Annotated in this window: 5 protein-coding genes; all 5 read right to left on the minus strand. The window is 64.9% G+C overall.

The genetic code is table 11. The annotated features are described in order from the left end of the window. Window positions 1-106: 106 nt before the first annotated feature. The 5 genes from ACTHN9_RS09250 to dksA all read right to left on the minus strand — a co-directional run bounded on the left by ACTHN9_RS09250 (window position 107) and on the right by dksA (window position 6,765). Window positions 107-1,876, minus strand: coding sequence for a carboxylesterase/lipase family protein (locus ACTHN9_RS09250; RefSeq protein ID WP_440536460.1), 1,770 nt, complete (start codon window positions 1,874-1,876; stop codon window positions 107-109). Between the two features lie 338 nt (window positions 1,877-2,214). After that, window positions 2,215-3,909 (minus strand): carboxylesterase/lipase family protein, encoded by a 1,695-nt coding sequence (locus ACTHN9_RS09255; protein ID WP_440536461.1) that lies wholly within the window; start codon window positions 3,907-3,909, stop codon window positions 2,215-2,217. A 148-nt stretch (window positions 3,910-4,057) separates the two neighbouring features. After that, complete coding sequence (hslU, locus tag ACTHN9_RS09260) at window positions 4,058-5,401, minus strand: ATP-dependent protease ATPase subunit HslU (protein WP_440536462.1); 1,344 nt, start codon at window positions 5,399-5,401, stop codon at window positions 4,058-4,060. 29 nt (window positions 5,402-5,430) lie between these two features. Beyond that, window positions 5,431-5,967: an ATP-dependent protease subunit HslV gene (gene hslV / locus ACTHN9_RS09265; RefSeq protein WP_440536463.1), complete on the minus strand. Its 537-nt coding sequence runs from the start codon at window positions 5,965-5,967 to the stop codon at window positions 5,431-5,433. A gap of 378 nt (window positions 5,968-6,345) precedes the next feature. Next, window positions 6,346-6,765, minus strand: a complete 420-nt coding sequence (gene dksA / locus ACTHN9_RS09270; protein WP_440536464.1) for an RNA polymerase-binding protein DksA — start codon at window positions 6,763-6,765, stop codon at window positions 6,346-6,348. Window positions 6,766-6,798: the final 33 nt, after the last annotated feature.

Here is a 6,798-nt window from a genome sequence, read left to right on the forward strand (position 1 = left end):
GCAATAAGGGCGTCGATCGGCAGTTGCAGCGCTTGCCGGGAAAGGAAAGCCGGCTCGTTCCGGCCGCGCCGGGGCGGGCGGCCGGAACGATGGCGCCGCAGCTCGGTTATCGCGAAGGCTGGATCGCTTGCGCTTCGGCGATAGTGGAGGCGACGGGGCCCGCCGGCGGCGCATCCGCAACGAGCCGCTGGACAAGACCTTGCCTCGGCCCGCTACGGTCCCACGTGGAATACGTGTGTTCGCCGATCACCTGCTTAAGCAGGCCCCTGTTGTCCGCGCGCGTGGGCGGCCAGGTGGGCTGGCCCGTATCGGATTGCCCGCCTGCTCCCGCCGTCGAGGCTGAGCCCGCGTCCGCCACGGCGCTACTGGGGGCGCCCGTCTTCACGAACTGTTCGACGTAGGTCGAGAAAATCCGCGAAACGTTGTGATCGGTCGCTGTCCACGCGTATCCGCGTACCTGGTTCAGGTTACCGAGCGCGTAGGCGATCTGGGCGTCGTGCTTCGCACCGAGAACCGGCTCTCGCGGCTTGCCCGGCTCCGATGAGGTGCTCAGGGCGGGGGGGAGAGGCTGCTCGTAACGATAGTAAAAGACCGGCGAGCGGCCCGTTTCTCGATGCCGGGTCATCCATCGCCACGTGCTGTGGCCGAGAAAGAGATCGCTGGCGAGCGCCGTGCCGGCGAGCTTCACTTTGTAGGCATCGGTGCCGGGATAGTGCGCCAGCACCTCGTCGGCGCGAGCGGGGAACTTGCTTTCGATCGTCGCTTGCCAGTTCGCCGGCGTCGGTTCCGCATCGGCGAGGATCGCCGTGTAAAGCCGTTCCTGCGAGTTCGATCCCAGTAACAGCGGCACTTGTGCTTGCGCGCCGTTCGCGAAAACTTGCTCTGGCGCTTCGGTCAGAAAGTACCCGTCGATGCTGGGCCAAAACCGCGTCGGGCCGGACGTGGGCTTCGATGGCCGGGCCGCATCGAGTAAGGTTTGCGCCGGCAGCGAACGCAGCTGCTGTAGCGTGGCGGCGCCGACCCGTGCCGCGAACGCGGTCGCGGCGCGTTCGGCTTTTTCCCGCGGCCACGGGCCGTTGGGGGCGAACGCCGCGCCGCTTTCGCCGATCGCGCGGGCGAAGAGGCTACGCGAGAGCGGCGATGCCATGTGGGCGCTCACGGCGATGGAACCGGCCGAATCGCCTGCGATCGTGACCTTCGACGGGTCGCCGCCGAATTGTGCAATGTTCTCCTTTACCCAGCGCAATGCCGCGACCTGATCGAGCAGGCCGTAGTTGCCGCTCGTGCCGTGCGCCGATTCGCGCGCCGCGTCCGCGGGCGCGAGAAAGCCGAAGACGCCAAGACGGTAATTGACGGTGACCATGACGATGCCGCGCGAGGCGAAATTCGCGCCGTCGTAGCGGGGCAGCGAGCCGTCTCCGGCGGAGAACTCGCCGCCGTGGAAGTACACGAGTACGGGTAGCTTGGCGTCGGGGCTTCGTGCTTGGGTCCAGACGTTCAGATAAAGGCAGTCCTCGCTCATCCGCAGCGAGCGAAACTCGTCTTGGCTTTCGGCGGCCGGCTGCATGCAGCGCGGCGCGAACTGCCGTGCTTGCCGCACCCCTGCCCAGCGGGCGACCGGCTGGGGCTCGCGAAAGCGCAAGTCGCCGACCGGCGGGGCCGCATAGGGAATGCCTACGAACCGGCGCACGTTGTGGTGCCGGCCGCGCAGCTTAGCGCCTTCGACGATGCCGTCTTTCAATTGCACTTCCTGGGGCGGTGGAGGGGGCAACGGAATACGCACTGCGCTGGCCGGAGCGGCACACAAGAGCGTGGCCGCCGTAGCGATCGCCGTTAGAAGATGGCGTCCTGCTGCATGACTCGTTGAAGTGTTCACGACTATGCCTCCTTGCGGATTGGACTGCGCCAAAAGGACCCGCCGTTGCGGTGGGAGGCTCGATCATCGGCGTGATATTGCTCGTGGGAAGGTATGCGGGTTTATTTCCGACTGAATTACGTTGGGGGGATTTCGACCGTTGTTATGCGCAACGTTGCCGACTTCGTCGCGACTAGCGTTGCGATTCTGAATCCGTGGCAGGCTACGACAGTAGGGCGCTACTTTGCGGCCTATTGACATCGCCGGCGGCCGTTTCGAAGGACGCAAACGGCCGCCGGCCGCGGTTGGACGGCGGCCGGCAACACCACTTCAACTAGAAGCGCAGTTTCCGCTGGGCATCAGCGAACGACAGGGGCCACAGCTTCGGCCTGCTGCGCTTGCTCGGCGAGCGGCCCATCGGACGGTTGCCGCGGCTCGTTTCGGTCCCACACCGACTGCGTGTTTTCTCCGATGACCTGCCGCAACACGCCTTGGCTTTCCACCCGCAAAGCCGGCCACTCCGGTACCGAGCCGGTGTAGCGCGGCGCGTTGGCTTCGGTCGTCGCGCCAGCGCCGACGGGGGCGGCGCCGTTGGGATTGCCCGTCTTCACGAATTGCTCCGTGTAGCGCGAAAAGACGCGCGACACGTCGTAATCGGCGGCGGTCCAAGCATAACGCCGCTGCGTGCCGAGATTGCCCAGCGAGTAGGAGACTTGCGCATCCTGCGCGGCGCCGAGCACGGGCGGCTCGGCGATCGTGCTGGGCTTGACGGCCGCCGTCGGCGTTTCGATTTCGCTCGGGAGCGGCTGCGTATAGCGGTAGTAATAGATGGCGGCTTGCCCCGTCTGCCGATGCAGATCCATCCATCGCCGTGTGCTCTGCGCGACGTTCTCGACACCGGGATAGTGCGCGAGCCGCTCGTCGACCTGATCGCGGAATTTCGAGAGGCGTTCGCGCAAGGTCATCATCCCGCTGTGCTTCGTGGGCTCGGCCGAGGCGTGCTCCGGCTCGTTCGATCCCAACATGAGCGGCACCTGCGCCTGCCCGCCGCGGGCGAATACCTGCTCGGGCGATTCGGTGAGGAAGTAGCCGTCCACGCTAGGCCGCAGCAGCATCGGCTGCTCGGAACGCAGCGGCTGCGCCGCCGCATCGAGCAGCGCACGTGCCGGCAGCGAACGCAATTGCTGCAGCGACGCCGCGCCGACTCGGCCCGCGAACTCGGCCGCCGCGCGCTCCGATTCCTCCTTCGACCACACGGCGTTCGGTGCAAAGGCCGCCCCGCTTTGACCGATCGCACGCGCGAACAGCCCGCGCGAAAGCGGCGAACTCATATGGGCACTCACCGAGACCGAACCGGCGGAACTGCCGGCGATCGTGATTTGGGATGGATCGCCGCCGAATTGGGCGATGTTATCGCGCACCCAGCGCAGCGCCGCCACCTGATCGAGCAGCCCGTAATTGCCGGCGGTGCCGTGCGACGATTCGCCCGCCGCGCCTGCCGGCGCAAGGAAGCCGAACACGCCGAGCCGATAGTTCACGGTCACGGCGATAATGCCGCGCGAGGCCAGATTCGCGCCGTCGTAGCGAGGCTCCGATCCGTCGCCCGATACGAACCCGCCCCCGTGGAAGAACACGAGCACGGGCAGCTTGCTGGCTGGATGGCTCGCCGGTGTCCACACATTGAGATAGAGGCAATCCTCGCTCATGGTTGTCGAGCGGAAGTCCGGTTTGCCGGCCACGTTTGCTTGCATGCAGCGAGGACCGAACTGCTTGGCGTTGCGCACGCCGCTCCAACGCGCCACGCTTTGCGGTTCGCGGAAGCGGAAATCGTCCACGGGCGGTGCCGCATAGGGGATGCCGCGGAACACGCGCACATCTTTGAGGGGACCGCGCATCTTGACCCCTTCGACGATACCGTCGGCCAACTGGGCCTGTGGGGCCTGCGGAGCCAGCGCGGCATGCGCCGAATGGGCAACTAGGCAAGCAAGCGATGCGGCGGCCGCCACGGCCGCCGCGAGAGGACGCAGTTTGATGCGATGAGATGAAACGTTCACGGTTTTGCCTCCGTTCGAAATAACTGCGGATTGACTCCCACCTTCTAGTGAGAGGCTCGATCATTGACGCCAAATGCATCTCAGATCGCTCCGCGCGAATAAATCGGACCGGATGCCGGTGCCGCGCGTCGCGTGCGCGGCACGACCGTTACAACACGTAGCGCGACAAATCCTCGCTTTGCGCCACTTCGCCGAGCGCACGATCGACGTAGGCCGCGTCGATCGTCACCTTCTGGCCGCTGTGTTTGCCGGCCGAGAACGACACTTCCTCGAGCAGTTTTTCGATGACGGTGTAGAGCCGGCGTGCGCCGATGTTTTCGGTACGCTCGTTCACCGAGAAGGCGATTTCGGCCATGCGCTTGATGCCGTCCTCGGCGAACTCGAGCTCGACGTCTTCGGTCGCCAAGAGCGCCTGGTACTGTTTGACGAGGCTCGCATCGGTCGCGACCAGAATCGATTCGAAATCCTCGACGGAGAGCGAATCGAGTTCGACGCGAATCGGAAAGCGCCCTTGCAGCTCGGGAATCAGATCGCTCGGCTTGGACAGGTGAAACGCGCCGCTCGCGATGAACAGGATGTGATCGGTCTTCACCATGCCGTAGCGGGTGTTGATCGTCGTTCCTTCCACGAGCGGTAGCAGATCGCGCTGCACGCCCTGACGCGAGACTTCCGCACCGCCCGTCTCGCTGCGCGAGGCGATCTTGTCGATCTCGTCGAGAAAGACGATGCCGTTTTGCTCGACGTTCTGGACGGCCTTGGCCTTCACCTCTTCATCGTTGAGCATCTTCGACGCTTCCTCGTCGGTCAGGAGCTTCATCGCTTCCTTGACCTTCACCTTGCGCCGCGTCTTCTTGCCGCCGCCGAGATTGGCGAACATCGAGCGGATCTGCTCGGTCATGTCCTCCATCCCGGGCGGCCCCATGATGTCCATGCCGACTTGCGGCGCTTCGACGTCGAGTTCGATTTCCTTATCGTCGAGCTGGCCTTCGCGCAGGCGCTTGCGGAACGTCTGCCGCGTCGCGTTGCCGTCGTCCGCGCTCTCGCTCGCCGCTGCCGCGCCGAAGCCGACAGGGCGGGCGCTCGGCAGCAGGATATCGAGGATGCGGTCTTCCGCTTGATCCTGCGCTTTGGTGCGGACTTTGCGCATCTCGGATTCGCGGGTCTGCTTCAGGGCGATTTCGATCAGATCGCGCACAATGCTGTCGACGTCGCGGCCGACGTAGCCCACCTCGGTGAACTTCGTCGCTTCGATCTTGATGAAGGGCGCATCGGCAAGCTTGGCCAGACGCCGCGCGATTTCGGTCTTGCCGACGCCCGTCGGCCCGATCATCAAAATGTTCTTCGGCGTGATTTCCTGGCGCAGCGGCTCGGCCACCTGTTGCCGGCGCCAGCGGTTGCGCAGGGCGACGGCCACGGCTTTCTTCGCCTTGTTCTGGCCGATGATGTGTTTGTCGAGTTCCGAGACGATCTCGGATGGGGTCATGGTGCTCATCGGTTCCTCACTCACTCACGTACTTGCGCTTACTCGATCGTCTCGATGACGCGGTTATGGTTCGTGTAGATGCACATGTCGCCCGCGATTTCGAGCGACTTTTCGACGATCTCGCGCGGCGAGAGCGTCGTGTTTTCGGCCAGCGCACGCGCGGCCGCCTGCGCATAGGCGCCGCCCGAGCCGATCGCGCAAATGCCGCCTTCGGGATCGAGCACGTCGCCGTTGCCGGTGATGACGAGCGTCGTGTGGGCGTCGGCCGTGATCAGCATCGCTTCCAGACGGCGCAGCATGCGATCCGTGCGCCAATCCTTGGCGAGCTCGACGGCGGCGCGCGTCAAATTGCCCTGGTGCTTCTCGAGCTTCGCCTCGAAGCGGTCGAGCAGCGAGAATGCGTCGGCCGTGCCGCCGGCGAAGCCCACGAGGACTTTGTCGTTGTAGATGCGTCGCACTTTCTTGGCGCCGCCTTTCATGACGATGTTGCCGAGCGTCACTTGGCCGTCGCCGCCGAGCGCAACCTTATCGCCGTTGCGTACCGAGACGATCGTCGTGCCGTGAAATTGCTCCATGGTGCATTCCTCGAGAATACGAAAAGGGGGGCGCTAGCGCGCTGCCGCGCGAGCTGGGGAACGGGGCGTCGAGTACGCGCCGCGCGCGTACGGGTTTCTGCGCGCGCATTGAGCCCATTTTAGGGCGTGCGCGGTTTTATCAAGAGGGGAGGGGGAGAAGGTTGGCGTAGCCGAACCGAACGCGCGCCCAAGCGGATGGGGCGACCGGATGGGGCGACAGCGCCGGCCCGGTATCGGTAAGCTTTGCCGCATCGCCGGACTGTCGATGCGCGGCGAATGCCAAGCGTCGCCAAAAACAAAAAGCGCGCGGGACTCCGCGCGCCTCGTTTGAAGCAGCGTGCAAGTGCGCGGCATGGCCGGGCCGCGCCGCCGGGGGCGTCAATCCCCGAAGAGCTTCTGGCGCAACTCGCGGCGCTCTTGCGCCTCGAGCGAAAGCGTGGCCGTCGGCCGTGCGAGCAGACGCGGGATGCCGATCGGCTCGCCCGTTTCCTCGCACCAGCCGTAATCGCCCGCTTCGATTCGTGCGAGCGATTGCTGCACTTTCTTCAGCAGCTTGCGTTCGCGGTCGCGCGTGCGCAGCTCGAGCGCGTGCTCTTCCTCGATCGTCGCGCGATCCGCCGGATCGGGCACGATCACCGTCTCGCGCAGGTTCTCGGTCGTCTGGCCGGCGTTGCGGAGAATTTCCGCCTGAAGCTGTTCGAGCCTGTTCTTGAAGAAGGCGAGCTGATCCTCATTCATGTAATCCTTGTCGCCCATCTTCAGGATTTCGGCTTCGGTCAAGAGTCGTTTCGTCGTCATCTGCGTGCTTCTTCAATGTGAGGCAAAACCCAT

It is taken from the genome of Trinickia sp. (genome assembly GCF_051953405.1).
Lineage (GTDB): Bacteria > Pseudomonadota > Gammaproteobacteria > Burkholderiales > Burkholderiaceae > Trinickia.